26 protein-coding genes are annotated in these 25467 nt (G+C 63.8%); 7 read left to right on the top strand and 19 right to left on the bottom strand.

Annotated features, from left to right (window positions below; translation table 11 throughout):
- Window positions 1-87: 87 nt before the first annotated feature.
- A complete protein-coding gene (locus ABIB78_RS31345) occupies window positions 88-846 on the bottom strand; it encodes an SDR family NAD(P)-dependent oxidoreductase (RefSeq protein WP_429031679.1) in 759 nt (252 codons plus the stop codon).
- Window positions 847-883: 37 nt separating this feature from the next.
- Window positions 884-1453, bottom strand: a complete 570-nt coding sequence (locus ABIB78_RS31340; RefSeq protein WP_429031677.1) for a TetR/AcrR family transcriptional regulator — start codon at window positions 1451-1453, stop codon at window positions 884-886.
- 104 nt (window positions 1454-1557) lie between these two features.
- On the opposite strand from ABIB78_RS31340, the gene ABIB78_RS31335 reads away from it, so the two are divergent.
- Together ABIB78_RS31335 and ABIB78_RS31330 are read left to right on the top strand one after the other, a co-directional pair.
- Complete coding sequence (locus ABIB78_RS31335; RefSeq protein WP_429031674.1) at window positions 1558-2346, top strand: crotonase/enoyl-CoA hydratase family protein; 789 nt, start codon at window positions 1558-1560, stop codon at window positions 2344-2346.
- Window positions 2347-2569: 223 nt separating this feature from the next.
- A complete protein-coding gene (locus ABIB78_RS31330; protein WP_429031671.1) occupies window positions 2570-3421 on the top strand; it encodes a division plane positioning ATPase MipZ in 852 nt (283 codons plus the stop codon).
- Between the two features lie 15 nt (window positions 3422-3436).
- Here ABIB78_RS31330 and ABIB78_RS31325 read toward each other — a convergent pair whose 3' ends face one another.
- The 4 genes from ABIB78_RS31325 to ABIB78_RS31310 all read right to left on the bottom strand — a co-directional run bounded on the left by ABIB78_RS31325 (window position 3437) and on the right by ABIB78_RS31310 (window position 8165).
- The gene (locus tag ABIB78_RS31325; RefSeq protein ID WP_429031669.1) at window positions 3437-4891 is read right to left on the bottom strand and encodes a hypothetical protein; all 1455 of its coding nucleotides are present in this window, start codon (window positions 4889-4891) and stop codon (window positions 3437-3439) included.
- Window positions 4892-5003: 112 nt separating this feature from the next.
- A complete protein-coding gene (locus ABIB78_RS31320; RefSeq protein WP_429031667.1) occupies window positions 5004-5864 on the bottom strand; it encodes a sugar phosphate isomerase/epimerase family protein in 861 nt (286 codons plus the stop codon).
- Window positions 5865-5867: 3 nt separating this feature from the next.
- The gene (locus ABIB78_RS31315) at window positions 5868-7214 is read right to left on the bottom strand and encodes an MFS transporter (RefSeq protein ID WP_429031664.1); all 1347 of its coding nucleotides are present in this window, start codon (window positions 7212-7214) and stop codon (window positions 5868-5870) included.
- A gap of 78 nt (window positions 7215-7292) precedes the next feature.
- Complete coding sequence (locus tag ABIB78_RS31310; RefSeq protein WP_429031662.1) at window positions 7293-8165, bottom strand: phytanoyl-CoA dioxygenase family protein; 873 nt, start codon at window positions 8163-8165, stop codon at window positions 7293-7295.
- 109 nt (window positions 8166-8274) lie between these two features.
- Here ABIB78_RS31310 and ABIB78_RS31305 point away from each other — a divergent pair, with 109 nt between their 5' ends.
- A complete protein-coding gene (locus ABIB78_RS31305) occupies window positions 8275-9273 on the top strand; it encodes a LacI family DNA-binding transcriptional regulator (protein WP_429031660.1) in 999 nt (332 codons plus the stop codon).
- Between the two features lie 134 nt (window positions 9274-9407).
- On the opposite strand, the gene ABIB78_RS31300 is transcribed toward ABIB78_RS31305, so the two are convergent.
- The 8 genes from ABIB78_RS31300 to ABIB78_RS31265 form a co-directional block, all read right to left on the bottom strand.
- Window positions 9408-9941, bottom strand: a complete 534-nt coding sequence (locus tag ABIB78_RS31300) for an NADH-quinone oxidoreductase subunit B family protein (protein WP_429031658.1) — start codon at window positions 9939-9941, stop codon at window positions 9408-9410.
- Between the two features lie 12 nt (window positions 9942-9953).
- Window positions 9954-11465: an NADH-quinone oxidoreductase subunit C gene (locus tag ABIB78_RS31295; protein WP_429031656.1), complete on the bottom strand. Its 1512-nt coding sequence runs from the start codon at window positions 11463-11465 to the stop codon at window positions 9954-9956.
- A gap of 18 nt (window positions 11466-11483) precedes the next feature.
- Window positions 11484-12932 carry a hydrogenase 4 subunit F gene (locus tag ABIB78_RS31290; RefSeq protein WP_429031653.1) on the bottom strand — a complete coding sequence of 483 codons (1449 nt, stop codon included), beginning with the start codon at window positions 12930-12932 and terminating at the stop codon, window positions 11484-11486.
- A complete protein-coding gene (locus ABIB78_RS31285) occupies window positions 12929-13591 on the bottom strand; it encodes a hydrogenase-4 component E (RefSeq protein ID WP_429031650.1) in 663 nt (220 codons plus the stop codon). Before ABIB78_RS31285 ends, ABIB78_RS31290 begins: the two co-directional genes overlap by 4 nt.
- Window positions 13591-14547 carry a respiratory chain complex I subunit 1 family protein gene (locus ABIB78_RS31280; protein ID WP_429031648.1) on the bottom strand — a complete coding sequence of 319 codons (957 nt, stop codon included), beginning with the start codon at window positions 14545-14547 and terminating at the stop codon, window positions 13591-13593. Before ABIB78_RS31280 ends, ABIB78_RS31285 begins: the two co-directional genes overlap by 1 nt.
- Window positions 14538-16553 carry a hydrogenase 4 subunit B gene (hyfB, locus tag ABIB78_RS31275; protein ID WP_429031646.1) on the bottom strand — a complete coding sequence of 672 codons (2016 nt, stop codon included), beginning with the start codon at window positions 16551-16553 and terminating at the stop codon, window positions 14538-14540. Before hyfB ends, ABIB78_RS31280 begins: the two co-directional genes overlap by 10 nt.
- Window positions 16550-16822, bottom strand: coding sequence for a helix-turn-helix domain-containing protein (locus tag ABIB78_RS31270; RefSeq protein ID WP_429031644.1), 273 nt, complete (start codon window positions 16820-16822; stop codon window positions 16550-16552). Before ABIB78_RS31270 ends, hyfB begins: the two co-directional genes overlap by 4 nt.
- A gap of 153 nt (window positions 16823-16975) precedes the next feature.
- On the bottom strand, window positions 16976-17878 hold the full coding sequence (locus ABIB78_RS31265) for a CHAD domain-containing protein (protein ID WP_429031641.1): 903 nt from the start codon (window positions 17876-17878) through the stop codon (window positions 16976-16978).
- Between the two features lie 264 nt (window positions 17879-18142).
- Between ABIB78_RS31265 and ABIB78_RS31260 the strand changes: the two genes are divergently transcribed.
- The 3 genes from ABIB78_RS31260 to ABIB78_RS31250 all read left to right on the top strand — a co-directional run bounded on the left by ABIB78_RS31260 (window position 18143) and on the right by ABIB78_RS31250 (window position 20390).
- The gene (locus ABIB78_RS31260) at window positions 18143-18577 is read left to right on the top strand and encodes a MarR family winged helix-turn-helix transcriptional regulator (protein WP_429031638.1); all 435 of its coding nucleotides are present in this window, start codon (window positions 18143-18145) and stop codon (window positions 18575-18577) included.
- Between the two features lie 77 nt (window positions 18578-18654).
- Window positions 18655-19422 carry an enoyl-CoA hydratase-related protein gene (locus ABIB78_RS31255; protein WP_429031636.1) on the top strand — a complete coding sequence of 256 codons (768 nt, stop codon included), beginning with the start codon at window positions 18655-18657 and terminating at the stop codon, window positions 19420-19422.
- A gap of 98 nt (window positions 19423-19520) precedes the next feature.
- Window positions 19521-20390 carry an aldose 1-epimerase family protein gene (locus ABIB78_RS31250; protein ID WP_429031633.1) on the top strand — a complete coding sequence of 290 codons (870 nt, stop codon included), beginning with the start codon at window positions 19521-19523 and terminating at the stop codon, window positions 20388-20390.
- A 15-nt stretch (window positions 20391-20405) separates the two neighbouring features.
- Here ABIB78_RS31250 and ABIB78_RS31245 read toward each other — a convergent pair whose 3' ends face one another.
- From ABIB78_RS31245 to bfr, 5 genes are all read right to left on the bottom strand, one after another.
- A complete protein-coding gene (locus tag ABIB78_RS31245; RefSeq protein WP_429031631.1) occupies window positions 20406-20606 on the bottom strand; it encodes a hypothetical protein in 201 nt (66 codons plus the stop codon).
- Window positions 20607-20686: 80 nt separating this feature from the next.
- A complete protein-coding gene (gene trpS / locus ABIB78_RS31240) occupies window positions 20687-21688 on the bottom strand; it encodes a tryptophan--tRNA ligase (protein ID WP_429031629.1) in 1002 nt (333 codons plus the stop codon).
- A 235-nt stretch (window positions 21689-21923) separates the two neighbouring features.
- Window positions 21924-22979: a cell division protein FtsZ gene (gene ftsZ, locus ABIB78_RS31235; RefSeq protein ID WP_429031626.1), complete on the bottom strand. Its 1056-nt coding sequence runs from the start codon at window positions 22977-22979 to the stop codon at window positions 21924-21926.
- A gap of 569 nt (window positions 22980-23548) precedes the next feature.
- Window positions 23549-24157 (bottom strand): cupin domain-containing protein, encoded by a 609-nt coding sequence (locus ABIB78_RS31230; protein ID WP_429031624.1) that lies wholly within the window; start codon window positions 24155-24157, stop codon window positions 23549-23551.
- A 77-nt stretch (window positions 24158-24234) separates the two neighbouring features.
- Window positions 24235-24717 (bottom strand): bacterioferritin, encoded by a 483-nt coding sequence (gene bfr / locus ABIB78_RS31225; RefSeq protein ID WP_429031622.1) that lies wholly within the window; start codon window positions 24715-24717, stop codon window positions 24235-24237.
- A 261-nt stretch (window positions 24718-24978) separates the two neighbouring features.
- Between bfr and ABIB78_RS31220 the strand changes: the two genes are divergently transcribed.
- Window positions 24979-25347, top strand: coding sequence for a VOC family protein (locus ABIB78_RS31220; protein ID WP_429031619.1), 369 nt, complete (start codon window positions 24979-24981; stop codon window positions 25345-25347).
- Window positions 25348-25467 lie beyond the last annotated feature (120 nt).

Raw genomic sequence — 25467 nt, 5'->3', positions numbered from 1 at the left:
ATCTCCTCGGACCCTGTCGCACAGCCTGACAAGATTTCGGCGGATCGCAACCCATTTCCTCTGGAGAACGACGATGGCGCCGTGCCGTCAGAACGACTCCGCCCATGGCCGCAGGTCGAGCTCCAGCGTCCAGGCGCTGCGATGCTGGTGATGCAGCACCCAATAGGCGTCCGCGATGGCCGCGATGTTGAGCAGCCCATCCGGCCCGCGGTCGTCCTTCAACTGCGGACGCACGCTCAGCAGGCGATCACCCTCGATGCCGCCGTCGACCACGACATGGCCGACATGGATGCCCTGTGGTCCGAATTCGCGCGCCACGCTCTGCGACAGCGCGCGCAACGCGGCCTTGGCGGCGGCAAATGGTGAATAGTTGGCCTTGCCGCGCAGCGAGCCGCTGGCGCCGGTGAACACCAGCGTGCCGCCGCCGCGCGCAAGCAAAGCGGGAATCGCGGCCTGCGCGAGCTGGAAGCCGCCGAGCGCGTGTTCGCGCCAGTGCTCCTCGAAGCGCTGCTCACTGACCTTGAGAAAGGGCGCGGGCCGGTTGGAGCCTGCGTTGTGCACCGCCATCGCGAGCGGCGCGAGCTTCCCCGCGGCCTCAACGAAGCGGGCGACGTCTGCGGCAGTCGAGGCATCCCCCACGACATGGGTGACCTTGGCGCCGCTCGCGGCGAGTTCGGCCGCGGTTGCGGCGAGCTTCTCGGCGTTGCGCCCTGCGATCGCGACGGGATAGCCGCCGGCCGCAAAGCGCCGTGCGATCGCGGCGCCGAGGCCGTTGGATGCGCCGACGCCTGCGATCAGCACGCTTCCCTGCACAGCGCTGGGCTCGAGGGCGGATCGGTCGTTCATGGCTCGCTCCATCAAGGTGCCCGCGGCGCGGGCGAAATCATTCGCCGGACGCCATCGAGACGATGCTGTCGCGCACCGTGCGCAGAATGGCGTCGGACCGCCTCGGGTCGGTGAGGACGCGCGAGATCGCGAGTGCGCCGACCATCGCACTGACCGCGACGATTGCGCTGCTATCGTCATCGTCGCCGAATGTCTCGGCGACCTTGGCGATGAAGGACTCGATGTGCGGCTCCATCACCGCGCGGCACTGCTCGTCGGCGCGGGCGACATCCGAGATCAGCGCACCGATCGCGCAGCCCGCCTTCGGCGAGTCGCGATGGCTGCGGCTGAGATAGCTTCGCACCAGAGAGTTGACGCTGACCGGCTTGTCCGGATCACGCGATGCGCGCGCCGACGCCTCGCCTAAGGTCAGCGCCTGTTCCAGCGCCGCGGCGATCAGGTCGGAACGCGACGCGAAGTGCCCATAGAAGCCGCCATGGGTCAGTTTCACCTGCTGCATCAGGCCGCCGATGCTGAGCGCGTCGAGCCCCCTGTCGCGGATCTGCGTCGCCGCCTCGTTCAGAATGCGCTCACGGCTCCTGGCCTTGTCGGCCTGGGAATGGCCCATCTCGCGGTGCCCCTGTTTGACTCTCCATCTGCATTATGACCATCATGCAGGTGGATGACAACTATCATCCACAAGGTTTTCAGTCACAAAGCAGGGAGGAACAGATGTCCGGCAGCGCAAGCGAAGGGCGGGTCCGCCACGAGCGGCATGATCACATCCTGAAGATCATCATCGACAATCCCGCAAAGAAGAACGCCTTCAGTCCGGAGATGATGGCTGAGCTGTCCGACGCGCTGACGCTGCTCGACAATGACGACGGTCTCTGGGTCGGCGTGCTCTGTGCCGCCGGCGGCAGTTTCACCGCGGGTCTCGACATGCCGAAATTCTTCGGTCCGACGGCGTCGCGCAAGCCGCTGCCGGAGGGCAATGTCGATCCGTTCGGATTGTCGAAGCGATGCCGCAAGCCGATCGTCACGGCGGTGCAGGGCATCGTGTTCACCGTCGGCATCGAGATGATGCTGGCCGGCGATATCGTCATTGCTGCCGACGACAGCCGCTTCTGTCAGATGGAAGCGAAGCGCGGCATCGCGCCGCTGGCGGGCGCGCATTTCCGCTACATCAGCCGCGCCGGGTGGGGGGATGCGATGTATCACCTGTTGCTGTGCGACGAATTCTCCGCGGCAGAGGCCCACCGGATCGGTCTCGTGCAGGAGGTCGTGCCGGCCGGTCAGCAGATCGAACGCGCGATGGCGCTTGCAGAGATCATCGCGCGCAATGCGCCGCTTGGAATCCAGGTAACGAAAGAGGCGGGCCGCAAGTTCATCGAAGCCGGCGAACAGGCGGCGATTGCGATCATCCCGCAGATCCGCGAACGCGTACTCAACACGGCCGATGCGGCCGAGGGCATCAGGTCGTTCGTTGAGCGCCGCGCCGCGGTGTTCCAGGGGCGCTAGTCCCCGGGGCGCTAGTCCCCGGGACGCCAGTCCCAGCAGCGCTCGTTGCGTTCACGATACGTGCTCGGAATGCGGTTGTGACAATGTTGTCGCAGCCGCATTAATTTCGATCACGGCGATCGTGCGACGACTCTTGTCGAGATTCTCCGAATCAGGGAGATTCGAATCCATTCATTAATTCTATTTCGTCCTGCTTCCACTCAAGCGTCCGGTATGGATTCCCATGACAAACGCACGAGTAATTGTTGTCGGAAATAACAAGGGCGGCTCGGGCAAGTCGACAATTGCCATGCACGTCGCCATCGCGCTGATCAAGGCGGGTCAGCGTGTCGCTACCATCGATCTCGACAACAAGCAGAAGTCGCTGACACACTACGTCGATAACCGGCGGGACTGGGCGCGGGAAACTTCGCTGGATCTCGGAGTGCCGGCGCATATGTGCTTCGAAACGGTGAGCGGCAGGAGCAGCGAGGTCGAGACGCTCGGGCGCAGCGCGCTTGCCGAGATCGTCGAGCGGCTCGGCCGGTCGCATGATTTCGTCGTCATCGACTGTCCCGGACACGACACCTATCTGACGACGTTCACACATTCGCTGGCGAATACGCTGATTTCACCGCTGAACGACAGCTTCCTCGACTTCGACGTGCTCGGCACCGTCGATCCGAACGATTTCAAGGTGACCGGCATCAGCCACTATTCAAAGATGGTGGAGGAGGCACGGCGCCAGCGCAGCGCGCACGATCAGCCGGCATTCGAGTGGGTGGTGCTGCGCAACCGTCTCTCTACGCTCGGTTCACGCAACAAGCGTCTGGTCGGCGAGGCGCTCAGCGAGCTGTCGAAGACCCTGAACTTCCGCCTGGTCGACGGCCTGGCCGAGCGCGTGATCTTCCGCGAATTCTACCCGCGCGGATTGACGGCGGTCGACGATGTCAATCAGATCGCTCGTGGTGGCCGGCCGACCATGTCGCACGTCACCGCACGGCTCGAGATGGAGCGGCTGATGACCGCGATCATGCTCGGCCATCTGGTGGCGCAGCCACCGGAATCCTCCGACGCCAGCCGCGACGCGGCATGAGGCGACGTCGGATCGCTATCGGCAATTGGTGTTGCCCGCGTTGGCAACGGTCAGGAACGTGACGGTTGCAGGTGCGAGGACGATCGCTCCGGCTGCAGCTGCGTCACCGTTCAGAGCGGGAATCTGGTCGGAAGCCCCAAACGCAAGCGTGATGCCATTGAGCCGAACGGTACCGTCGGCAGGCGTTGCGCTCGCCAATGTGTAGCGCTGCGAGGCTGCTGACAGTGTCAGTTTGCGCTGTGTCCGCCGATCATTGTTGATGACGAGCAGGGCTATTCCATCAGGCATGTCGCGGGCGCAATGCGCATAGACATGGAAACCGGGGTGCTCGGGGACGCCGGCATCGAGCACAGTTGTTCCCATCAACTGTCGCCACAGCAGTGCTGCCCAGTAGTTCGGCCGCGGCAGATGGGTTCGCTCGTCGAGCAGCCCATAGTCGCTTGCGGCAAGCGTGTTGTGCATCACCACCTGAACGCCGGCCTTGGCCAGCCGCCCGAGTTGGTCGAGGTAGCGGAATGTATCGATGAAGGTTGCAGCCCAGCGGTTGCCGCCGCATGCGGACTCCGCGGTCTCCGTCAGCCAGATCGGCTTGCCCGGCGCAAGCCGGTCGCGCTGTGCCTGATAGAAGGCGATTGTCCTGCCGCTTCGCGCCAGCCATTGGTCTGACAATGCCTGCTTTGCCGTGCGATCGCCGGAGCATCGCGCCGAGAGGGCCCCATAATGATGGTAGGAGACCGCGTCGATGCCTGCTGCCGAAACCGCGAAGCGCGCTCGAGCCTCCGCGCTGGTGCCGATCGTGCCTGGCCCGAGGATCGTCACGTCGGGTGCGTTGTCCTTCATGAAGGCGCGGAACGTTGCGAAATCTCGGCCGTAAGCTGCGGCGTCGTAGTGCTCTGGGGCGCCACCGATGGCCGGCAGATCGGGTTCGTTCATGAATTCGGCTGCGGCGATCCGGCCGCCCGTCGATCGCGTGAAAGCGAGAAGTTGCCGGGCCTGTTCGGGACTCCATTGTCTCGAAGCGTTGCGCGTGCCGGCGCTGATCGCAAAGGACGTGACAATGGGAGCGCCGACGGCGTGCGAAAAGTCGATCACGTCCCGCCATTGCTGCCGTGTCAGGACGCCGTTGAAGCCGGCGGGCGGTGCCACCGGTGGTGTCTCGGAATCCGCAAAAAACGTGCTGTTGGCCCAGGTCCCGCTGACGCGCAGATACGCAGGTGAGAGGGTTGCTGCGAGCTTGCGTAGCCTGTCATCGTGCAGATCGATCGGCGTGCGGGCCGCGAACCGCTCCACTTTGGTACGCGCCCGTGCATCGGTGGCTGCATAAGGTTTCCAGAACCGTCCGCCGGTCACCTCGACCATCTCGATGTTGTAGGACTGAAAGCGCGGGTCGATCGTTGCGACGCGCGGCATGGTCGCGACATCAAGCGTCAGTTCCGCCGCGGTCGCCTGCGTGCAGGCGAAGGCGGCCATGGCCCAAACGACGCATGTGATGCGGCGAAGCGGATATGCCCAGGAGTCACGCACGGGTCCTCGCGGCGTTCCGAGTTGCGGTGGTTCAGGATGCTGCCGGGCCTTGTTTGAATCAACGTGGGAACGCGCCTCGCGGCTCGTTCGCGATGCGATCCCACAGCGCACGGATCGTGTCCTTCATGACCAGCGCGTCCTGCCAGCGGTCGGATAATTCCCTGCCGTCGGGTCCGGTGATGGCATAGGGCGGGGGACCAAGCTCGCACAGGAAGGTCAGGGTCGCGTCAGGCCCGGCGCGCTTCCGCCACGAGCGGATGCCGTAGTCCCACCAGTCCGCGAACAGCGACACCCAGCCCTGGTGCTGCGGAAAGCCGAGCGAGATCTGCACCTGCTCGCGGCTCGCGATGCGGCCGTGGATGCCCCAGGCATTGTCGAGGATGCGATGGATCATCCCGTGATTGACGTCGTCGACCGGCCAGGCGAATTCGCGGCCGACCAGATAATGCGAGAGATCGGCGGTCAGCCGCAAATCGGGAAGGCGATCGAGCAGATCGAGCGTGAAGAACAGGTCGGTCGTCATGCGGTCGCGATGGGTCTCGACATGCACGGCGACGCCGGCCTCCGCGGCCAGCCGCCGCCAGCCTTCGAGCAGAAGAACACAATCGGCGAGCCGGCGCGGCCGAATGTCCGGCTGCAGGTTGACGTGATCGGCGCCGAGCTGCGCCACCAGCTCAAGCACCGGCTTCAGGTCGTCGACGTTCCTCGGGTAGCATTGCGCCTGCCAGATCATGCCATGCGCGCGAAGGGAGCTCGTGACTTCGCGCGCGAAGGCGGGATCGATGAAGCGCACGCCGGCGCCGTCAAACCCGGCATCGCGGATCATCGCGAGCTGGGTTTGCAGCGGCCATTCGCCCTCATCCGCGAGCCGCCGCTCCATCGCCCAGAGCGACTGCAGGACGCGCAGCTGCTGCGCCACCGATCAAGCCCGTGCCGGGATCGCCGCGGGCAGCTCGGCCTGTTCGCTCGCGTCCGCGGCGATGTTCTCCTGATAGGTCTCGGGCCCGATCCAGATCGCAACCGCCGTGCAGGCCGACAGGAACATCGCGTAGCAGGCGACCGGCCACCAGGTGCCGTAAGCCGCCACCAGTGCGGTGGCAACAAACGGTGCCGGACCACCCGATAGCAGCGAGCCGAGCTCACGCGCGAAGGCGAAACCTGCGAAGCGGCGTTGCGGCGGGAACAGTTCGGCGAAATACGCCGCCTGTGGCCCGAACATCGCCGCCGTCACCACGGCGCGTGCCAGGATGAAGGCGAGCGCGATCATGATCCACTCCTTGGTGCCGACCATCCAGAAGAATGGGAAGGCGAGCGCCACACCGGCCAGCGCGCCGAACATGTAGACCGGCCGCCGTCCGATCCGGTCCGACAACGCCGCAAAGCCAAGGATCGCAAACAGCTCGATCGTGAACGCCAGCATCAGGGCGCTGAGCGCCTCCGCTTTCGGCACGCCGAGCGTGGTGATCACGTAGCTCAGGCCAAACACCGGGAAGAAATAGCCGAGCCCGTTCTCGGCCATGCGGGCGCCGAGCACCACGAAGAAGTTGCGCGGGTGCCGGCGCAACGCCTCCATGGCGGGATTGCTCTCGACCTTGCCACGCGCGACCACCGCCTCGGTGTAGACCGGCGTCTCGGTGATGCGCATGCGGACGAAGATGCCGACGACGATCAGCAGGAAGCTCGCCAGGAAGGGCAGCCGCCACCCCCAGCTCATCAGATCCTCACGCGGCAGCATCGTCACCAGCGCGAAGGCGCCGGCGGCGAGCAGATTGCCGACCGAAACGCCGAGCGGCGCGAAGCCGCCCCAGAAGCCGCGACGGTTCGGCGGCGCGTTCTCGACGAGGTAGATCACCGCGCCGCCGTACTCGGCGCCGGCGCCGAGACCCTGGATCATCCGCATGGCGACCAGAAGCAGCGGCGCCCAGACGCCAACCTGCGCATAGGTCGGCAGGAAGCCGATCGCGGTGGTGCCGATGCCGATCATCAGGAGCGTGGCGACGAGCACCGGCTTGCGGCCATAGCGATCGCCGAGGATACCGAACAGCAGGCCGCCGAACGGCCGCACCACGAAGCCGACGCCGAAGGTCAGGAACGACAACAGCGTGCCGACCACCGGGTCGCTCTTCGGAAAGAACAGCTCGCCGAACACCAGCGCGGCCGCGGTGCCGTAGAGGAAGAAGTCGTACCATTCGAGCGCGGAGCCGACGCTTGCGGCCAGGATCACACGCAGGCGCGATTGGCGAGCGCCATCTCTTGCCATCTCGGTCATTCGTTTCCCCGTTATTTTGGTTCTTTATGTATTGAAGCAGCAATGCCCGCGGCTTGGCCGCGGGCATTGTCGTCGGTCTCAGGCGGCGCGCGTGAAGTAGGATTTCTTCGAGGCCGACTGGGTCTCGTAGATCGATCCCTGCCGTTTGGCCGGCGGCAGCGGCATCCGCACCGGCACGTCGGTCAGCCGCGGTGCGACCACCGGCGGACCCGCCAGCAGGCGGCTGTTGAACTCGTCGAAGTCCTTCACGCCCATCAGCGGCCAGGCGTCGCTCGCGGCCACCTCGTAGAGCAGGAGGTTGCGCGGCCGGTTCGATGTGTTGGTCGCCGAGCCGTGCAGCGCGCGCACGTGATGGAACGACATGCTGCCGGCCTTGCCCATGCAGGGCACCGCGCGCTTGATGTCGTCCTGGATTTGGTCCGGATCAATCAGGCCTGCAAAGTGGCCGTCCTCACCATGATGGTCCCACATCGTGGTGCCGGTGTGCGATCCCGGCGTCACCAGCATCGGGCCGTTCTCGATATCGCAATCGTCGAGCAGAACGCCGATCGCGAGAATGTCGTCATTGGTGTGCGGATAGAACGCCCAGTCTTGATGCCACTCGACCGGCGAGCCGTATTGGGCCGACTTCATGTTGAGCTTGGAGCCGTGCAGGCGAAGCCCGGGGCCGATCAACCTGGTCAGGATCGAGATCATGGCGGGGCTGCGGACGATCTCGTCGAATATCGGATGCACCTTGTGCGGTGCCTTGATGCGGCGCACGCGCGGGGTCTCCGGTGTATGGCCCGGCTCGAGGTCGTAGACATCATTGTGCTCGGTCACCTCAGCGGCGCCGGCCACCAGCTCTGTGAGCACCGCGCGCACCCGCGCCAGGGTCTCCTGGTTGAGCACCTCGGGCACCACGATCACCCCGTCGCGCTTGTAGGCCTGGGTCTGCTCGTCCGAAATCATGCCGTTTCTCCTTTTTGTTCGATGTTAGCGCTAACATAGACGGATGCTAGCGCTAACATCATGGCTTGGCAACCCGGAATCGGGCAGGCTCCGACCCATGAACTCCGACGTGACTGATCCCGGGACCGGTCCGGCTGGTGCCGCGCCCACCCTCTCGGAGGTGGCCAAGCGCGCCGGTGTCTCCTCGATCACGGTGAGCCGGGTGGTACGGATGCCCGACCTGGTCGCCCCGGAAACCCGGGCGCGGGTCGAGCAGGCGATGCGCGATCTCGGCTATGTCCCGAACCTGGTGGCGGGCGCGCTGGCGAGTGCGCGCACTAATTCGGTCGGCGTGCTGGTGCCGACCATCGCCAACTCGATCTTCGCCGATACGGTGCAGGGCCTGTCCGACAAGCTTGAGCCGCTCGGCTTCTCCGTGATCCTGGCGCAGTCGCGCTATGATGCGGCGCGCGAAGACCGCGTGCTGGCGGCGCTGCTGTCACGGCGCCCCGAGGCGATCATCATGGTCGGCTCGCCGGCGACCGAAGAGGGCAGCCGCCTGCTGCGCAATGCGCGCATCCCGATCGTCGAGACCTGGGATCTGCCGGCAAATCCGATCGACGCGGTCGCGGGCTTCGACAACTACAAGGCCGGCGTCGCTGTCGCGACGCATCTGGTTGCGCAAGGACGCAAGCAGCTTGCCTTCATCGGCGGCGACGATCCGCGCGGGACGCGCCGCTGGCTCGGCTTCAGGGACGAGGCACTGGCAAGCGGCCTTGCCGAGCCGCGCCGGCTGATCCTCGACCGCAAGGACTCCGGCAGCGTCGCGGCGCATGCACGTCTGCCTGGTGTCGATGCGGTGTTCGCCGCCAACGATGCCCATGCGATCGGCTTCATGTCTGGGCTGCGCAAGGCCGGGCTGCTGCGCGCCGGGCCTGCATCGGCGCAGCCGGTCGCCGTGATCGGCCTCGGCGATCTCGAAATGGGCCAGCTGATCTCGCCGACATTGAGCACGATCAGCGTGCATGGCAACGCAATCGGACAGACCGCGGCTACGCTGACGCTGGAGCGCGGCGGCGAGCGCCGCGTCGATCTCGGTTTCGAGCTGGTGCTGCGTGACAGTGGCTAAAGCGCGATGAGATCAGGCCGAATCGTCATCGCGCTTTCGCCCTTTGAGCGTGGTCTTTTCGGAAAACCGCTTCACACTTTCCGGATCATGCTCCAGCGATCCTTGTTGATACGCCGCTGGCGGCTAATTCTCACTCATCGTGCCGCGATCCCGGAGTCCACATCCTGGAGCAAGGCGAGAAGGCCTCGCAGAATGACCATCGGGGCAGGCGGGCAGCCCGGAATATGGAGATCGACCGGCACGACCGCAGACACGCCACCAACCACCGCGTAGCTGCCCGCAAAGCATCCGCCGTCCCTGGCGCAATCGCCCACGGCGACAACCCATTTGGGATCTGGGGTCGCCCGGTACGTGCGCTCCAGCGCTTCGCGCATGTTCTTGGTGACGGGACCTGTGACGAGCAGAACATCGGCGTGACGCGGTGAGGCGACGAACCGGATTCCGAACCGCTCGACGTCGTAATAAGCGTTGCTCAGCGTGTGAATTTCCAGCTCGCATCCGTTACACGAGCCTGCATCGACCTCGCGGATCGAGAGGCTGCGGCCGAGGCGTCGTCTTGCGGTGTGGCCGACCACGCTTGCGAGTTCCGCAAGCGCAGCGTCGTCCGGACGTGGCGCCTGTTCGGTCAATGGCCGGCGAAGCAGGCTCTGAAACAGAAGTTTGCGCATCGCCTCCAGTCCTCAGAGGTCTTGCCCCGAATAGGAGCAGTTGAATGATTTGTTGCAGAGCGGGAAGTCCGCCACGATGTTGCCTTCGATGGCTGCCTCGAGCAGGGGCCATTGAAACCACGACGGATCGCGCAGATGGCATCGCTCGATCCGGTCGCCGCTCAGGCGAAGCCATGCCAGGATGTCACCGCGGAAACCTTCGACGATCGCCATGCCTTCGGAAGGCTCCGGCACACTTTGTCGCGACACTGCGACCGGGCCGGCCTCGAGCGCGTCGATGATCTGATCCGCCAGCGAAAGGCTTTGCTCGACCTCGCGGATCCGAATCCAGACGCGGGCGTTGACATCGCCGTCGCTGAGAACAGGCACGTCGAAGCGCAGAACACCATAAGGGGGATAGCCAGGGCTGCGACGGGCGTCGTAGGCACGGCCGCTCGCACGTCCGACATAGCCGCCGGCCGCGAATTGCCGGGCGAGCGCGGGACTGACGGTACCGGTACCGACTGTTCGGTCTTGCAGTGAGGCAGTGTTGTCGTAGAGATCGACCAGCGCGGGAAAATGTCTGCGAATATCGTCGAGTGCGGCGCGGATTGCCGCCGGCCCATCGTCGGCGAAGTCGCGTGCCAAGCCGCCTGGAACGACGATGTCTCGCATGAGGCGGTGGCCGAATGCAGCCTCGGCGGCGCGCAGCACGCGCTCGCGCAGCACGCCGCAATGTGCGTGCAGCAGCGCGAACGACGCATCGTTGCAGATGGCACCGATGTCGCCGAGATGATTGGCGAGACGTTCGAGCTCGGCCATCAGCGCACGCAGCCGGAGCGCGCGAGGCGGTACGGTGATCTGCATCGCGGCTTCGACGGCTTGCGAGAACGCCAGCCCGTAAGCCACCGTGCTGTCGCCCGATACCCGGCCGGCGAGGCGCGCGGCCTGTTCAACGGTGCTTCCTGCCAGCAATCCTTCGATGCCCTTGTGCGTATAGCCGAGCCGCTGCTCCAGCCGGACCACGGTCTCGCCGCTCGCGGTAAAGCGGAAATGTCCGGGCTCGATGATGCCGGCATGCACCGGGCCGACTGCGATCTGATGCAGGCTGTCGCCCTCGGCCGGGAGGAATTGATAAGGCGCTGCATCCGATGATGCATCGAGACGTTCGCCCAGCGGGAAGCGCATTTGCCAACGACCGTGATCGAGCCACGCGCGTTGATCCGGCGTTCCCGTGGCCTTCAGCCCGAACAGGTCGTGGATCGTACGTTCCGGTCGAAGCGCCGGACGGTGATGCGCCGCGACCGAGGGGAAGCTGCGATCGGGGCAATCCAGGCTGATTACTCCGATATCCGATGTGCGGTCGTCGACAATGGCCATATGGACGCGGAACGGCTCGCCCCACAGGCCGAGCAGGCTCCAGCGGCCGTCCGCCAGGGCGCAAGCAGCGGAACTCCAGGCATCGCTGTCGACGATGGCGCGCGGCCACGGATAATGCCGTTCAACCATGTGACCCGCCTGGATCAAATCGATCAATGATGGCATATCCCGTTCTCCCTCGCGCTAGCCCAAAAGGTTGGCGACGTGCTGGAACCAGACGACGAGCGGTCCCGGAAGATAGATGCCTGCCGTCAGGACCAGCGCGAAATGCGCGAACATGGGCAGGTAGGACGCCTTCGCCGGTGCCATATTGCCGCGTGGCTCGCCGAACGCGATGCTCGTCAGGCGCAAGATCAGTGCGCCGAAGGCGAGGAGCAGGCCGAAGACCAGCGGGATGGCGAGCACCGGCTGGCGCGCAAAGGTGGAGCTGACGATCAGAAACTCGCTCATGAAGATGCCGAGTGGCGGCAGACCGGCGATCGCGACCACACCGATCACAAGGCTCCAGCCGAGTGCCGGATGCGTTTCGGTCAGGCCGCGGATGTTGGCGATCCGCTGGGTGCCCTTCACTTGCGCAATGTGGCCGACCGCATAAAAGATCCCCGACTTGGTGAGGCTGTGCATCACCATGTGCAGCAGGCCGGCGAAATTGGCGAGCGGACCGCCCATCCCGAACGCGAACACGATGATTCCCATGTGCTCGATCGAGGAATAGGCGAACAGCCGCTTGATGTCGCGTCGTCGGTAGAGCATGAAGGCCGCGAACAGGAGCGAGGTCAGTCCCATCGTCACCATCAGCGGGCCCGGCGAGATCGCATCGGGATTCGCGGCAAGCAGGATCTTGAAGCGCAGCACCGCGTAAAGCGCAACGTTGAGCAGCAGGCCGGAGAGCACGGCGGAGATCGGAGTGGGGCCTTCGGCATGTGCGTCCGGAAGCCAGGCGTGCAGCGGCGCCAGGCCGACCTTGGTCCCATACCCGAGCAGCAGGAAAATAAAGGCGACGTTGAGCAGCGCCGGGTCGAACGCCGCAGCGCGGCTGATCAATACGGTCCAGACCATGGCATCCTGACCCTCGCCGATAACCGGCCGTGCGGCCATGTACACCAGGATCGTGCCGAACAGCGCCAGCGCAATGCCGACGCTGCCGAGGATGAAATACTTCCACGCTGCCTCGAGCGCCGCGTGCGTTCGGTAGATGCCGACCATCAGGACGGTGGTGAGCGTGGCAATCTCCACCGCAACCCACATCAGGCCGACGTTGTTCGACACGAATGCGAGGTTCATGCCGAACATCATGACCTGATACATGGCATGGTAAAATCGCAGGTAGCCCGGCGTCAGTCGTCCGGTCTCGATTTCGTGGGCAATGTAGCTCGCGCTGAACACGCTCGTGGTGAATCCCACGAAGGTGTTCAGCACGATGAAGACGATGTTGAGGTCGTCCACCAGCAGGTACGGTCCGGGTTGCGGACGCTGGATGACGAAAAGCGAAAGTGCGGCCACGAAGGTGCTGAGGCTCGCAACAATGTTGAGCCTCGCGGCCAGCCGGTACCCGGGCAGCGCCGCAAGCACCGCTGCGGCGCAGATCGGTATCAAGAGAACCCAGGCGATGGCATCTGACGCCGCCGTCATCGCCGCTCTCCCCTGAATTCATCCAGGGCGCCGACGTCGACGGTGTCGAACCGTTCCCGAATGCGGAACAGGAATACGCCGATGACGATGAACGCGATCAGGATCGAGAAGGCCACGCTGATCTCCACAACGAGCGGCATGCCCTTGGCGCCCGTCGCGGCCAGCACCAGTCCATTTTCCAGCGACATGAAGCCGACGACCTGGCTGACGGCGTTGCGCCGCGTCACCATGACCAGCAATCCCAGCAACACGACCGACAGCGCGAAAGCGAGGTCTTCTCGCGCCAGCGGATCGGCCGCGCCGGTCACCCGGAGCATCAGCACCATGGAGAGGGCGACGAGCCCCATCCCCGCGAGCATGGTCGAGCCGATGCCCACTGTGGTTTCGATATCGCGATGAATGCCGAGCTGCTTGATCATGCGATGCAGCGCCACCGGGATGATGATCGCCTTGAAGATCAGCGCGATGACTGCCGTCACATAGAGATGCGGTGCATTCTGGACGAATGCTTGCCATGCGACCGAAAACGCGAGCACCAGCGCGTGCAGCGTGAAGATATTCAGCAATGCATAGAGACGGTCCTGGTACAGCATCATGAAGCTGATCAAGACGAGGCCGCCGGCCAGCAGATGGGCAATGTCAAAGGCGAGATTATTCATCAGAAGCTCTGTGACACGAAGCGCAGAAGGGTACCGAGCAGGCCAAGCATGAGCGCGGCGCCGAGAAATTCGGGAACGCGAAAGACCCGCATCTTCGCCGTGGCGGTCTCGAACATGGCGAGGAGGAAGCTCGCAATGCCGAGCTTGAGAATGTAGGTGCCGACGCTCGCCAGGTACGACAGCGGGCCCGCGCCGACGATGGTGATCTGCCACGGGAAAAACACGCAGATGATCAGGGAGGCGTAGAGCAGGAGCTTGAGAAAGGCACCGAACTCGATCATGGCAAGATGGCGTCCGGAATACTCCAGGATCATCGCTTCGTGCACCATGGTGAGCTCCAGATGCGTCGCCGGATTGTCGACCGGGATGCGCGCATTTTCGGCGAGCGCCACCATGATGAGTGCGATCATCGCCATGCCGAGCGACACGCGGAGTCCTACCTCGGACGACGCCATGAAGGTCGCGACCGTCGACAGCTGGGTCGAGCCGGCGATAAGCGCGACGCAGAACACCATCAACAGCATGGCCGGCTCTGCCAGCGCGGCGATCATCACCTCGCGGCTGGAGCCGATGCCGCCGAAGCTGGTGCCGACATCCATGCCTGCGAGGGCGAGGAAGAAGCGGGCGCTGCCGAGCAGTGCGACGATCGCGATCAGGTCGGCACTCCAGCTGAATTGCAGGCCGGTCGCAAACGTCGGGACCAGCGCCGCGGCGACCCAGATGGCGGCGAACGTCACGTAGGGCGTGACGCGAAACAGCCAGGACGCGTTTTCGGCGAGGATGACCTCCTTGCGGAGCAGCCGCAACAGGTCGCGGTAGGGTTGGAAGATCGACGGTCCTCTGCGGCGCAACAGTCGGGCCTTGATCTTGCGAACGACGCCGGTCAGCAGCGGCGCGAGCACCAGCACAAGCGCCATCTGGCCCAACTGAACGAGGATGTCCGAGATCACGACCATATCGCGAGCGCCAGCAGCAATGTGACGAGGGTTGCGAAGACCAGACTGAGATAGCGGCGGATGGTCAGGAACTGGAGCTGGTTCAGCCGGTCGGCGAAAAACCACACCGCTTCGGCCACCGGCGCGTATAGCCGCTCCCAGACCGGATCGTGGATGTCGACCTTGAGGCGCGCCGGCCGCAGGTCGCCCGGCGGCGGCATGTCGACATGCTCGCGGACCTGGAAAGCCAGGGTGCCGAAAACGCGGCGGATCGGCTGCACGAAACTGACGCCGGAATATTGCGCCGCCGGTGTCGGATCGGTGAAGCCGCATCCCCAGGCGGGGCCGCGCCTGATCGCACGCGACGCAAAGCGATGGATGAAATAGACCGCAAGCGACGCCGCGGCCGTGATGAAGACAAAGACGAGCAATCCGTTGTAGGAGCTGCGGCTCTCTTCGATCGGAACGATCGAGAACCAAGGGTCATTCGCCTGGACCGGCATCCGGTGGCCGACAATGGCCCGCGCGACGGGCGAGAGGGCATCGATCACCAGCCCGGGCAGAATTCCGGCCAGGAAGCACAGTGCCGCGAGGACGAACATCGCCGCGAGCGAATACCGATCGACCTCGCCGGCGACTTCCGCGACCGGGCTCCGCGCGCGACCGAGAAAGGTGACGCCGAACGCTTTGACGAAACATGCGGCGGCCAGAGCAGCCGCCAGCGCCAGCAACGCGCCAACTGCGGGCACGCTGATCTTCGGAACCCATTGCGGCAGATCGGGACTCTGCAGGATGGCCTGAAAAACCAGCCATTCCGATACGAACCCGTTGAATGGCGGAAGCGCTGAGATCGCAACGCAGCCGACCAGGAAAGCAAAGCTCGTGAACGGCATGCGGTGGATCAGGCCGCCCAGCTTCTCCATGTCGCGTTCGCCGGTTGACGTCAGCACGGCGCCTGCCCCGAAGAACAGCAGACTCTTGAAGAACGAATGGTTGAGAACGTGGAACAGAGCGGCCGTGAAGGCGAGGGCTGCCGCAAGGCCGAGGCCGTTCGCCTGAAAGGCGAGCGCCAGGCCGAGACTGACGAATATCACGCCGATGTTCTCGATCGTGCTGTAGGCGAGAAGGCGCTTGAGATCCTTCTCCATCAGCGCATAGAGGATTCCCATGACGGCGGTCACGCCCCCGAGCACGAGCACGGCGACGCCTGCCGACCAGCTCGGCGGCCCGAGCAGATCGAATACGACCCGAATGAATCCGTAGACCGCAACCTTCGTCATCACGCCGCTCATCAGTGCCGAGACATGGCTCGGCGCGGCGGGGTGGGCGAGCGGCAGCCATACGTGCAGCGGGACCAGACCGGCTTTCGATCCGGCGCCGAGCAGCATCAGCGCAAGCACCAGCGCGGCCTCTGACGGCGTGTGCTGGGCACCGCGTATGGCCGCAAAACCGTAGCTGCCGCTGGCCCCCGACAGCAGGCCGAAAGCAAGCAACAGAGCCAGCGTCCCGAAACTCGCCATCACGAGATAGACGTAGCCTGCTCGCGCATTGTCTGCCTCACGGTGATGCGCCATGACGAGCGCCCACGATGCAAGCGACATGAATTCCCAGCACAGCAGGTAGGTGAACGCATCGTCTGCAAGCACGACGAGGTTCATGCCGGCCAGGAACGCCGGAAAGAAGGGCAAGATGCGGTGTGGCGCGGATTCGTGGCCACCATAGCCGAGGCCGTAAAGACTTGCTGCCGCACCGCCGAGATTGACCACCGCCAGAAAGAATGCGGCGAGCGCATCGAGACGGAAATGCGAGCCCAGCCAGGGCAAGCCGACTGGCAGGATCAGCTCCGTCGCATTGCCGCGGGTAATGAGCGCGAGCAGGGCTCCGGCCAAAGCGATCAATGAAATCGCAAGGGTCGCGCAGTAGACAATGGGTGTCGAACGGCGCGATCTGCTCGTTGCGATCGCGACGACGGTCGTCCCGAGCAGAGCGGCTACACACCATATCTGCTGAGCGACCGCCGGGATCACGTCTGCACCTTCGGCGAACCTGGTCCGGCCTTCAGCCGCACGCCGCGGCCACCCCCGTTACTGACGGCGCCCTCGTTGATGACCTCGACACCGGCTGCGCCGAGCGCGTCGATCAGTTTCACGAGCGAGTCGACATTGCCCCGGATCGTGCCGTCGCTCGCCTCCATGCGCTGGATGGTCGGCACCGAGAGTCCGGACAGTTCGGCAAGCTGCCGTTGGTCGATGCCGAGCAAAGCCCTGGCAGCTCGTAGCTGCGCCGCAGTGATCATCGGTCTGGCCGTCGATTGAGATTCGCGTCTATTTGAATGTCATTTATGCATACCAAGTAGTCATGCTACAAGGGCAATAAGTGATGTTTTAAACATCAGTATGGCCAGCCAAATGCGGCAGACCGTGCGCTGATACAGGCGCTCGAGACACCTTCAGCCGGAGATTTTTCGATAGATCTCCGCAGCCCGACGCAAGAGCCGGCTCTTCTTCTTTCGCTCGTCCAGCTTCTTCCCGTGTCCGGCTTGGCGTTTCCTGCAGTGCTGCTCCAGATCGTCGGCACGTTCGATGAGCGCGCGACGGACCTCGTCATCGTTCAATTCGCCAAGGATCTGTTGTCCCTTGCGCAGATACTTCAGGACGATCTGCCACGACGCGTACTCGTCGGCCGGCAATCCACCTTCCGAAAACTCGATGGCGTAACGTAGCCGCTTGCCGGCGAGCCGGACGCGGTGGCGCTTGTTCTTGCCCATGCCCTGCAGCCCGCGGCTCTTCTGGCACAGTTTTCCATGCCACCGCGCCAGCCGGCGCGCGTGGAAGACCGAGACCGGAACGGCTCGCCGCTGCGCGGCGCGGCGGTCCTGCCGCGCGGTCCAGGGCCCGCTGCCGACCCAGTCCCACATGCCGTCGAACCATTGCCAGTAACGGTCGCTCTGCAACGCCTCCTTGAGCGCCTCGAACGCGTCGGTTCGCGCTGTCTGAAGCATGCGCTCTTCGGGCAGGCCCTTGCTGTTCTCAATCGCGACGTCGAGGTCGCGCGTTGCGCCGAGATGGGCGCTCAGCCATTTCAGCTCGGATTTCAGTCGCGTCCACTCGGTGTCCGCCACCATCGGGCCGTAGAAGGCGATCGCGGCCTTCAGCCGCGTCAGTGCAATACGGGTCTGGTGAAGCGCGGCGGGATCGCCGGAGCTCAAGGCCTCGTGGTTGGTCGCGACTTCTTCGAGGCATTCGGACAGGATCAGGCGAAACGCGGTCTCACAACGCATGGCTTCGCTGAGATGGCGCGGCCGCTTCGGGCGGACAACACGCTCCCTGTCCGGACTCGCCGCTGACGTCATGACACTCCTGTGGCGCCGCCGGAGCCGTGATGCAACCCACGGCTCCCGGGCGGAAGATTTCCCGTTTGATCGATGTCGATCAAGGGTTTTCTGCTTGGCCGCAGTGCAACGATCTGGCGACCTGATCAAAATGTCGCAACCAACCCGGTCGAAAGGGGGCTCGTTCCAGTCAATATGCGGTTCGCTCCGTCGGAACGCCAAATCGCTCGATATTTCGCATGCGAAGCATCTTGATATTTCGCGTACGAAACATATAACGGCAGCATGAGAGCGGAACACCGGCTGATCTTTCTTCTGACCGTGGCCTATCGACGGTTGCAGCGCGCCATCGATCAGGAGACGGCTGCGCACGATCTGACGTCGGCCCAGGCGGGCGTGCTGTTCTTTCTCGGGCGCAATGACGGCGCGCTGATCGGCGACGTCTCGCAGGCGCTCGACATCGTGCCGTCAGCGATGACCGGGCTCGCCGACCGGATGGAACGTGCGGGCCTCGTGAAGCGCCGACGCGACGGCGAGGACGGGCGCAGCCAGCGGCTGCATCTGACCCTCGCGGGGCAGGAGCTCGGCAAGCGCGCCGCGACCCGGACCAGGGTGATCAACAACCGCCTGATGGACGGATTTTCGGAAGCGGAGATCGACGTGGTGTCGCGCTGGCTGAGCAGCCTGCAACAGAAATTTCCGAAAGACAAAGACGGCTAGAGCGTTTTCAAGCGAAGTGGGTACCGGTTCGCGTGAAGAAAACGCGTCGAACAAGAAGCAAGCAACAGGAGTAAGACATGAGTGAAGTGGTCGTAGCGCTGGATGGTGGCGTTCTCACCGTGACGATGGCGCGTCCGGACAAGAAGAACGCGATCACCAACGCGATGTATGGCGCGATGGCCGATGCGCTCGAGCGCGCGGAAAGTGATTCTGCGATCCGCGCTGTGCTGTTGCAGGGCGATGGCGACAGCTTTACCGCAGGCAACGATCTCGCAGATTTCGCGGCGGTCTCGCGTGGCGTGCAGGGCGAGCGTCACGTGACGCGCTTCCTCGCCGGCCTTGCCAAGGCGACGCGGCCGCTGGTTGCCGCCGTGCAGGGCAATGCGGTCGGCATCGGCACGACCATGCTGCTGCATTGCGACCTCGTCTACCTCGCGCCGACCGCGCGGCTGATCACGCCGTTCGTCAACCTCGCGCTGGTGCCGGAGGCGGCGTCGACCTATCTGCTGCCGCAGCGTATCGGCTATGCGCGGGCCTATGCGATGTTCGCGCTCGGCGAGCCGGTCGAGGCGGAGATTGCGGTCTCCATCGGCCTCGCCAACGCGGTCGTGCCGCTCGCGGATCTCCGCGCCAAGGCGCGCGCCGCGGCGGAGGCGCTGGCGAAGCGGCCGTTCGGCTCGCTCCAGCACACCAAGGCGTTGATGCGAGATCCCGCCAGGATCACCGCGCAAATGGCGCGCGAGGGCGAAATCTTCCAGGAGCGGCTGATGAGCGCGGAAGCGCGCGAGGCCTTTGCCGCCTTTGCCGAGCGGCGGCAGCCTGATTTCTCCAAGATCACCGGGTAGGCCGCCACGCGTGGACGGCCCCATTGCTTTGGGGTTGACGGCTTCGCCCTCATCGAACATCTCGTGTCAGGGCCCAGCGCAACCCGGCGAGGCGAGGCATGAGCGACAGTCACACGTTGCGCGGCGATGGCATCGCCGCGACCATCCTGACCCAGGGCGCCGAATTGTCGTCGCTCAGGAATGCCGAAGGGACCGAATTGCTGTGGCAGGCCGGCCCGCAATGGCCGCGCCATGCGCCGGTGCTGTTCCCGATCGTCGGCCGGTTGAAGAACGACACACTCCGCCACAATGGCAAGACCTATCCGATGACGCAGCACGGTTTTGCACGGGACCGCCGCTTTGTCTCGGTCGATCAGGGGCCGCGATCATGCAAGCTCGCGCTCGTCGACGACGCGGAAACCCGGGCACGCTACCCCTTCGCGTTCAGGCTCGAGGTCAGCTACACGGTTGACGGCGCCGATCTCGATGTTGCCTTCGACGTCATCAACACCGGCGACGAGATGCTGCCGGCCTCGCTCGGCGGCCATCCCGCCCTCAACTGGCCGCTGCTTCGGGGATTGCCGAAACGGGCCTACACGCTGACCTTCGAGAAGGATGAGCCGGCGCCGATCCGGCGGCTGAAGGACGGGCTGATGCGACCGCAGCCGGAGCCGAGTCCCGTCAAGGGCAGGGCGCTCGCGTTGTCGGAGCAATTGTTCGACGACGACGCCATCATTCTCGATCAGGTCGTGAGCGCGTCGGTTCACTTTGCTGCCGCGCAAGGGCCCGCGATCGAGGTGTCGTGGCGCGGCTTCCGTGAACTTGGCATCTGGTCGAAGCCGGGCGGGGCGCCGTTCCTTTGCGTCGAGCCGTGGCACGGGTTTGCGAGCCCTGCGGAATTCGACGGCGAGTTCGCCGACAAGCCCGGCCTGATGCGCATCGCCCCAGGCGCACGTCGGTCGGTCAGCTATCGCATTCGCGTGAGCTGACGACCTGCTTTCAGATCAATGTGCGCGGGGGCCGAGCGCGCTGGTGATCGCGCCCACCGATGGCGGATTTTCGTGCGCCCAAGCCTCATGCGCGGCCAGATCGCGATAATGCTCGGCCATGCGCAGCAGCCGCTCGCGGATGCTGGCATCTTCCTCGCCCTTGGCCTGATCGGCGAGCTGCGCGGCGCGTTCGAGAAGCGTTTTCGGATCGATCACGACAAGCTCCAAATCCGGTTTCGCCAAGCGGACAACGTGTACAGGCAAGCACAGTTCCTGCCATGGTTTGATGACGGCGTTCAGAGCTGGAACAAGCCCAGTCCCTCCATGACATTGCGCTTGGTGCGCTCGGTGATTTCCCGTGCCTTCAGGGTTCCACGCCTGATTGCGTCAACGACGTGATCGAGATCGTTCGCCAGCTCAGCACGCCTTGTCCGGATCGGTGCGATCAACGCCTGCAGAATATCTTCCAGCCGCCGCTTGACGGTCGCGTCGCCGAGACCGCCGCGTCGATAGCGTGTCTTCAGTTCCTCGACAGCAAGGTGATCGTCGTCGAACGCATCGAGATAGGTGAAGACGACATTGCCCTCGACCTTGCCGGGGTCGGCGACACGCAGGTGATCGGGATCGGTGAACATCGCGCGCACCGCGGACGAGATGTCATCGGGCGAGGCCGAAAGAGCAATCGCGTTGCCCGCGGACTTGCTCATCTTCGCGTGCCCATCGACCCCGGGCAGCCGTCCCGCGCGTGGAATGATTGCCACGGCCTCCGGCAGCAGTGTGCGGCCGGCGAGCGCGTTGACGCGCCTGACAATCTCGTTGGTCTGCTCGATCAGGGGCGCCTGGTCCTCGCCGACCGGCACGACCGTGGCCCGAAACGCGGTGATATCGGCGGCCTGCGCCACCGGATAGCACAGGAAGCCCGCCGGGATGTCGCGTCCGAAACCGCGCGCCCGGATCTCGTCCTTGATGGTGGGATTGCGCTCCAGCCGCGCGACGGTGACGAGGTTGAGATAGAGCATCGACAGTTCAGCGAGCGCGGGAAGCTGCGATTGCAGGCAGATCGAGGTTCGTCCTGGATCGATCCCGACCGCGAGATAATCCAGCGCGACCTCGATGACATTGCTGCGGACCTTGCCGATGTCATGCGTGTTGTCGGTCAGTGCCTGCATGTCAGCGAGCAGCAGATACTGCTCATGGCTGTCCTGAAATTTCAGACGGCTCCGGAGCGAACCGGTGTAATGGCCGAGATGCAGCGGCCCGGTGGTGCGGTCGCCGGTGAGAATGATCGGTTTGGTCATGGGGATCTCCATTCGGTTGAATGGGGGACACCGCATGCGGGCTGGATCACATGAAAAAGGCCGCCCAATGCGGCGGCCCCGAAAATGCATGAACGCGTTCGGCCCGCCTGTCAGTCGGCGAGCCACCAGAAATGGGCGATAAGGATCGAGCGGTTCATGGCGTGAGGCGTAAGGCAATCAAGTGATCCGGTCAAGACGGCATAGCTAGACCACGCGCCGATGCGGTGCACGTCGGTCAGCGGTGTACTGCGCTCGATCCGGCGATCTGACGGCTGTCGTTGCGCAGCCTGCCGGCGAGCTCTGTAAGTGAGCTTTCCGCTGGTTGCGCGTGGGGTGCCGGGTCGAGATTATCGATGCCGGTCGCCACTACCGAGACGCGGACGATACCCTCCAGGCTTTCATCAAACGATGCGCCAATGATGATGTTGGCGTCCTGGTCGGCCTCGTCGCGAATGCGGGTAGCAGCTTCGTCGACCTCGAATAACATCAGGTCCTTGCCGCCAGTGATGGAAATTATGAGCCCGCTGGCACGCTTGATCGAGGGGTCCTCGATCAATGGATTTGAAATCGCGGCCACCGCGGCGGTGAGCACGCGGTTTGCGCCAGAAGCCTCGCCTCTGCCCATCATGGCCTTGCCCTTCTCCCGCATTACGGCGAGAACGTCGGCAAAATCGAGGTTGATCAGACCTTCCTTGACTATGAGGTCGCTGATGCAGGCCACACCCGAATAAAGCACCTGATCGGCCAACACGAAAGCGTTGGAGAACGTGGTCTTCTCGTTGGCCACCCGGAATAGATTCTGGTTTGGGATGATCAGCAGAGTATCTACCACCTTCAGTAGTTCCGCGATGCCGGCCTCGGCAAGGCGCATGCGGCGCTGGCCCTCGAAGTGGAATGGCTTGGTGACTACACCGATGGTGAGAATGCCAAGCTCGCGCGCGGTCTTGGCGATAATGGGCGCTGCGCCGGTGCCGGTACCGCCGCCCATGCCGGCAGTAACGAACACCATGTGTGCGCCGGTCAAAGAATCGCGGATCGCTTCGATCGTCTCTTCGGCTGCGGCGCGCCCCACTTCAGGATGCGAGCCGGCGCCGAGACCTTCCGTCACCCGCGTGCCCATCTGGATGAGACGCTCGGCCTTCGACATGGCAAGCGCCTGTGCATCGGTATTGGCGACGATGAAGTCGACGCCTTGCAGCCCGGCCGCGATCATGTTGTTGACTGCATTGCCACCGGCACCGCCGACCCCAAACACGGTAATGCGCGCCTTCATCTCGCAAATATCGGTCATTTTTGCCTCACAATTGCTCCACCGAGCTGGCGAATGAGACGACACGGATAGCTATACACCAGGATTTTGCTCCGAAAGTGAGCGCGGCAAGCGCAGTCGCCTAGCAAGCGACGAGCGGCCACTGGCAAGATTTTCAGGCACGCACCTGGCGCGGCATGTGTCAGCGTCCTGGCGGACACCGGCTGTTCTCCTGGAACGAACCGAGCGGCAATCGGCTGATGATGACCAGGCTATGAGGTTAGGCTAGGCCGCGATGGTTAACGAATTCCTAACGGGCGAGCGGCGGTCTGCCACTTGAGCGTAAACGGCGGGGATTGCATCCCACCACCTGACCTCATAGCGAAAGTGCGCGGCCTCATGGGCTTGCCGAGCCAATCTGTATGGTCAACTCGGCGCCAATCGATCGGCAAAGGAAGTCCGCTCCGGGTCAAACGCGGACATGGTGGGCCTTGGTGGTGACGTCAGCTTTGGGCCAAGAGCAGACATTACTCCCGAAAACTCGGAAGCTACTCCGTGTGATGGCTGGTGAGGCCAGCCATGCGCATCCTAGTCGCGCACGATCAGCCTCATCAGACTGGCTTCACGAGCGGTTTGCCTTTCTCCACGATGTAATTGATCAACAGCCTGGTTTTTGTCTCCATGGGTTTGCCGCCCGCGTGCGGCGTCTCGGGCGGGATCTGGAATGCGTCGCCGGCTTTGATCATCCGCGCCGGCTGACCCTCCACCGGAAGTTCAAAACCACCACCTTCCATAACGTAACTCGACTCGATCCCCGGATGGGTGTGGCGTGCGACCGCCACACCCGGCTCTATGGTAACGTCCATTACTATGGTCGTGTAGCCCGGGACCGGGCCGTCAATCTGCGACAAGATCTTGCGCGTAACCCCACCTGATGCGGCCGGTTGAGTACCCTGCGCGGAAGCGTCCTCCGCCAGAAATCCCGCAAGTCCACAAATCGCACACGACACAACACCAGCAAAACCTCGACGTGTCAGCATGATGTCCTCCCCGCTTGCGTCCGGGTCACCAGCGCCCGGATTGGCAATGACGATAGTAAGGCGTGTTTCCTGCGTAGCAAGCGCGAACGCTTCAGTCTCACGGCTCAATGGCCATCCGCATCGATCGCGGCTTCCATCGAAGAGGAAGAAGCTCACGACAAGCTTGGTGCGCTGCCGCATATCCGGTTTGGGTCAAAAGCCGACATAATTCCGCGCCGCCGCGGTGTCCGATTTGGCCGAAAGCAGTCGTTCGCACCTTAGTCCTTGTCGAGCTCTCCGATATGACGCTGGGCATATAGCTCGAGGCCGATCCTCGCGACGAGTTCGATCTGGGTTTCCAGAAAATCGATATGCTCTTCCTCATCGTGCATGAGTTGCTCAAACAGATCCCGTGTCACGTAGTCCTTGACCTGATGGCAATGGGCCGCGGCTTCAGCGTAGAGGGAGTACGCCGACAATTCGGCTTGCAAGTCGCTATCGAGCACGGCCTTCACGGTCTTCCCGATATGGAGGGATTCCAGCGTCTGCATATTGGGAGATCCATCGAGGAAGATGATGCGTTCGATGAGCTTGTCTGCATGTTGCATCTCTTCAATCGATTCCTTGCGCCACGCCTTGGCCAGTATCTTGTAGCCCCAATTGTCGAGCAGGCGGTAGTGCAGCCAGTACTGGTTCACCGCGGTGAGCTCGTGGCGCAGCGCTTTGTTGAGGTGTTCGATAACGTCTTTATCGCCCTTCATGCTCCGCTCCTTTTCGCGGGTGCCACTGGGATCGATTGGTTGTGTCGGCGCTTGGACTTGACGTTTGGCCGCCGCGATGGAGAGTTTAGAGCGTCAGCGCTTTCGGTTCGAGCAGTTTGGGGTATCTACCGCTCGCCGTGAGCGGCGAGCAAGAAAAGGGGTGCTCGCCGTTGACTTGCTCACCGTTCGACGCACATGAGAGGTCAATCTCTGCGCCGCGACTTCAAGAAGCGTAGGGAGGTAGAACAGGGAGTTTTGGCCATGATCGAGGGCATAAGCGCGCTCACGCTGGGCACCCATGACATGCCACGAGCTGTCCGATTCTACCGAGCCCTGGGATTTGAGGTCCTGCATGGCGGCGAATGGTCGTCGTTCACTAGCTTTCGAGCAGGTCTGAGCTACCTCAACCTCATCGACCAACCTGCCGAACGACGCTGGTCCTGGTGGGGTCGGGTCATCTTCTACGTCACCGATGTTGACGCACTTTACGAACGCGCGCTCGCGGCGGGTTACCAGCCGGCGACTGTGCCCCGCGATGCCGAATGGGGTGAGCGTTTCTTCCACCTAGCTGACCCCGACGGCCACGAACTCAGTTTCGCTCGACCTTTGCTTCCGGCTTCCGGCCGATAGCGGCTCGAAGCGGCGTGCATTCCAACCGTCGCTGCGAGAGGGTATTGTTCCGACGGACGGCCATCGCCCTGACGTCAGCTTCGGCTTGGGCTATGGCGCGGTCTCTCGAGCAGAGATCAA

It is taken from the genome of Bradyrhizobium sp. I1.14.4 (assembly GCF_050435825.1).
Classification (GTDB): domain Bacteria; phylum Pseudomonadota; class Alphaproteobacteria; order Rhizobiales; family Xanthobacteraceae; genus Bradyrhizobium.
Note: the sequence above shows the minus strand (reverse complement) of the source record. Positions and strands in the feature narration are given on the sequence as shown.

Excerpts from the sequence above, each read along its gene's own strand:
- ABIB78_RS31270 (WP_429031644.1), bottom strand. The coding sequence starts at position 16,822 with ATGATCACTGCGGCGCAGCTACGAGCTGCCAGGGCTTTGCTCGGCATC.
- ABIB78_RS31220 (WP_429031619.1), top strand. The coding sequence starts at position 24,979 with ATGATCGAGGGCATAAGCGCGCTCACGCTGGGCACCCATGACATGCCA.
- ABIB78_RS31290 (WP_429031653.1), bottom strand. The coding sequence starts at position 12,932 with ATGACGGCGGCGTCAGATGCCATCGCCTGGGTTCTCTTGATACCGATC.
- ABIB78_RS31265 (WP_429031641.1), bottom strand. The coding sequence starts at position 17,878 with ATGACGTCAGCGGCGAGTCCGGACAGGGAGCGTGTTGTCCGCCCGAAG.
- ABIB78_RS31345 (WP_429031679.1), bottom strand. The coding sequence starts at position 846 with ATGAACGACCGATCCGCCCTCGAGCCCAGCGCTGTGCAGGGAAGCGTG.
- ftsZ (WP_429031626.1), bottom strand. The coding sequence starts at position 22,979 with ATGACCGATATTTGCGAGATGAAGGCGCGCATTACCGTGTTTGGGGTC.
- ABIB78_RS31300 (WP_429031658.1), bottom strand. The coding sequence starts at position 9,941 with ATGCGCAAACTTCTGTTTCAGAGCCTGCTTCGCCGGCCATTGACCGAA.
- trpS (WP_429031629.1), bottom strand. The coding sequence starts at position 21,688 with ATGACCAAACCGATCATTCTCACCGGCGACCGCACCACCGGGCCGCTG.
- ABIB78_RS31255 (WP_429031636.1), top strand. The coding sequence starts at position 18,655 with ATGAGTGAAGTGGTCGTAGCGCTGGATGGTGGCGTTCTCACCGTGACG.
- bfr (WP_429031622.1), bottom strand. The coding sequence starts at position 24,717 with ATGAAGGGCGATAAAGACGTTATCGAACACCTCAACAAAGCGCTGCGC.
- ABIB78_RS31315 (WP_429031664.1), bottom strand. The coding sequence starts at position 7,214 with ATGACCGAGATGGCAAGAGATGGCGCTCGCCAATCGCGCCTGCGTGTG.
- ABIB78_RS31280 (WP_429031648.1), bottom strand. The coding sequence starts at position 14,547 with ATGGTCGTGATCTCGGACATCCTCGTTCAGTTGGGCCAGATGGCGCTT.
- ABIB78_RS31250 (WP_429031633.1), top strand. The coding sequence starts at position 19,521 with ATGAGCGACAGTCACACGTTGCGCGGCGATGGCATCGCCGCGACCATC.
- ABIB78_RS31285 (WP_429031650.1), bottom strand. The coding sequence starts at position 13,591 with ATGAATAATCTCGCCTTTGACATTGCCCATCTGCTGGCCGGCGGCCTC.
- ABIB78_RS31325 (WP_429031669.1), bottom strand. The coding sequence starts at position 4,891 with ATGGCCGCCTTCGCCTGCACGCAGGCGACCGCGGCGGAACTGACGCTT.
- ABIB78_RS31295 (WP_429031656.1), bottom strand. The coding sequence starts at position 11,465 with ATGCCATCATTGATCGATTTGATCCAGGCGGGTCACATGGTTGAACGG.
- ABIB78_RS31330 (WP_429031671.1), top strand. The coding sequence starts at position 2,570 with ATGACAAACGCACGAGTAATTGTTGTCGGAAATAACAAGGGCGGCTCG.
- ABIB78_RS31230 (WP_429031624.1), bottom strand. The coding sequence starts at position 24,157 with ATGCGGCAGCGCACCAAGCTTGTCGTGAGCTTCTTCCTCTTCGATGGA.
- ABIB78_RS31310 (WP_429031662.1), bottom strand. The coding sequence starts at position 8,165 with ATGATTTCGGACGAGCAGACCCAGGCCTACAAGCGCGACGGGGTGATC.
- ABIB78_RS31260 (WP_429031638.1), top strand. The coding sequence starts at position 18,143 with ATGAGAGCGGAACACCGGCTGATCTTTCTTCTGACCGTGGCCTATCGA.
- ABIB78_RS31340 (WP_429031677.1), bottom strand. The coding sequence starts at position 1,453 with ATGGGCCATTCCCAGGCCGACAAGGCCAGGAGCCGTGAGCGCATTCTG.
- ABIB78_RS31335 (WP_429031674.1), top strand. The coding sequence starts at position 1,558 with ATGTCCGGCAGCGCAAGCGAAGGGCGGGTCCGCCACGAGCGGCATGAT.